Source organism: Clostridium mobile (genome assembly GCF_018918285.1).
GTDB classification, from domain to species: domain Bacteria; phylum Bacillota; class Clostridia; order Clostridiales; family Clostridiaceae; genus Clostridium_AW; species Clostridium_AW mobile.
The window spans coordinates 1-2,865 of sequence record NZ_JAHLQF010000012.1; the positions used below are offsets into that span (position 1 = coordinate 1).

The following is a 2,865-nucleotide window of genomic DNA, read 5'->3' on the forward strand; positions in this document are numbered from 1 at the left end:
TGTAAAGATCAAGCTACAAAGGGCACATGGAGAATGCCTTGGCACCAGAAGCCGATGAAGGACGCGATAAGCTGCGATAAGCTCCGAGTAGGCGCAAATAGCCTGAGATCCGGAGATTTCCGAATGGGGAAACCCACATACCTAACGGTATGTACCGTGAACTGAATACATAGGTTTACGGAGGGACACCCGGGGAACTGAAACATCTAAGTACCCGGAGGAAGAGAAAGAAAAATCGATTTTCTAAGTAGCGGCGAGCGAAAGGGAAAGAGCCCAAACCAGAAACTTGTTTCTGGGGTTGCGGATAGACCATAAAAGAAGAGGTAACTTAGCCGAAAAGAGCTGGAACGCTCTACCGTAGGAGGTAATAGTCCTGTAGGCGAAAAGTGAAGACTTCGAGGTCTAATCCAGAGTACCACGAGACACGTGAAACCTTGTGGGAAGCAGGGAGGACCACCTCCCAAGGCTAAATACTAACTGGTGACCGATAGTGGAGTAGTACCGTGAGGGAAAGGTGAAAAGAACCCCGGGAGGGGAGTGAAAAAGAACCTGAAACCGTGTGCCTACAAACAGTCGAAGCACATTAATGTGTGACGGCGTGCTTTTTGTAGAACGAGCCAGCGAGTTACGGTATGTAGCAAGGTTAAGCACTTAAGGTGTGGAGCCGAAGGGAAACCGAGTCTGAATAGGGCGACTAGTTGCATGCCGTAGACCCGAAACCGGGTGACCTATCCATGGACAGAGTGAAACGGAAGTAAAATTCCGTGGAGGCTCGAACCACGTTGGTGTTGAAAAACCATGGGATGAGCTGTGGATAGCGGAGAAATTCCAATCGAACTCGGAGATAGCTGGTTCTCCTCGAAATAGCTTTAGGGCTAGCGTCTGGTAAATGAGTAATGGAGGTAGAGCACTGAATGGGCTAGGGGCTGACAACAGTTACTGAACCCTATCAAACTCCGAATGCCATATACTTTTATCCAGGCAGTCAGACTGCGAGTGATAAGATCCGTAGTCAAAAGGGAAACAGCCCAGACCATCAGCTAAGGTCCCAAAGTGTAAGTTAAGTGGAAAAGGATGTGGGATTTCTAAGACAACTAGGATGTTGGCTTAGAAGCAGCCACTCATTTAAAGAGTGCGTAATAGCTCACTAGTCAAGAGATCCTGCGCCGAAGATGTCCGGGGCTCAAACTTACCACCGAAGCTATGGATTCGAAAGAATGGTAGAGGAGCTTCCTGTATGGGTTGAAGTCGTACCGTAAGGAGCGGTGGACTGTACAGGAGTGAGTATGCTGGCATAAGTAGCGAGAAATAAGTGAGAATCTTATTGGTCGAAAACCTAAGGTTTCCTGAGGAAGGCTCGTCCGCTCAGGGTTAGTCGGGACCTAAGCTGAGGCCGAAAGGCGTAGGCGATGGACAATCGGTTGATATTCCGATACCGCCAACTTTCGTTATCACAAATGGGGTGACACAGAAGGATAGGGTGTGCGCACTATTGGATGTGCGTCTAAGCACTTAGGAGTGACTGGTAGGCAAATCCGCCAGTTGAATCTGAGGTGTGATGGGGAGCCATTATGGCGAAGTACCTGATTCCACACTGTCAAGAAAAGCCTCTATGGAGAAATTTGGTGCCCGTACCGCAAACCGACACAGGTAGGTGAGGAGAGAATCCTAAGACCAGCGGAAGAATTGTTGTTAAGGAACTCGGCAAATTAGCCCCGTAACTTCGGGAGAAGGGGTGCCATCGAAAGGTGGCCGCAGTGAATAGGCCCAAGCAACTGTTTAGCAAAAACACAGGTCTCTGCTAAAGCGAAAGCTGATGTATAGGGGCTGACGCCTGCCCGGTGCTGGAAGGTTAAGGGGATCCGTTAGCGCAAGCAAAGCGGTGAACTTAAGCCCCAGTAAACGGCGGCCGTAACTATAACGGTCCTAAGGTAGCGAAATTCCTTGTCGGGTAAGTTCCGACCCGCACGAATGGCGTAATGACTTGGGCACTGTCTCAACAACAAATCCGGCGAAATTGTAGTGCAAGTGAAGATGCTTGCTACCCGCGATTGGACGGAAAGACCCCGTAGAGCTTTACTGTAGCTTAGCATTGAGTTTCGGTATTGTCTGTACAGGATAGGTGGGAGACTTGGAAACAGGGGCGTCAGCTTCTGTGGAGTCGTCCTTGGGATACCACCCTGACAGTACTGAGATTCTAACCGGCGGCCATGAATCTGGTCACGGGACATTGTTAGGTGGGCAGTTTGACTGGGGCGGTCGCCTCCTAAAAAGTAACGGAGGCGCCCAAAGGTTCCCTCAGTGCGGTTGGAAATCGCGCGTAGAGTGCAAAGGCAGAAGGGAGCCTGACTGCGACACAGACAAGTGGAGCAGGGACGAAAGTCGGGCTTAGTGATCCGGTGGTTCCTCGTGGGAGGGCCATCGCTCAACGGATAAAAGCTACCTCGGGGATAACAGGCTGATCTCCCCCAAGAGTCCACATCGACGGGGAGGTTTGGCACCTCGATGTCGGCTCGTCGCATCCTGGGGCTGGAGTAGGTCCCAAGGGTTGGGCTGTTCGCCCATTAAAGCGGCACGCGAGCTGGGTTCAGAACGTCGTGAGACAGTTCGGTCCCTATCCGTCGCGGGCGTAGGAAATTTGAGAGGAGCTGTCCTTAGTACGAGAGGACCGGGATGGACTGACCTCTGGTGCACCAGTTGTCACGCCAGTGGCACAGCTGGGTAGCTATGTCGGGACGGGATAAACGCTGAAAGCATCTAAGCGTGAAGCCCACCTCAAGATTAGATTTCCCATAGCGTAAGCTAGTAAGACCCCTTGAAGAACACAAGGTTGATAGGCTAGAGGTGTAAGTGTAGTAATACATT

The 2,865-nt window shown here is 51.0% G+C and carries 1 rRNA gene; it reads left to right on the top strand.

The features are described 5' to 3' along the window. Positions 1–6: 6 nt before the first annotated feature. A 23S ribosomal RNA gene (locus tag KQI86_RS19930) occupies positions 7–2,865 on the top strand; the annotation flags it as partial.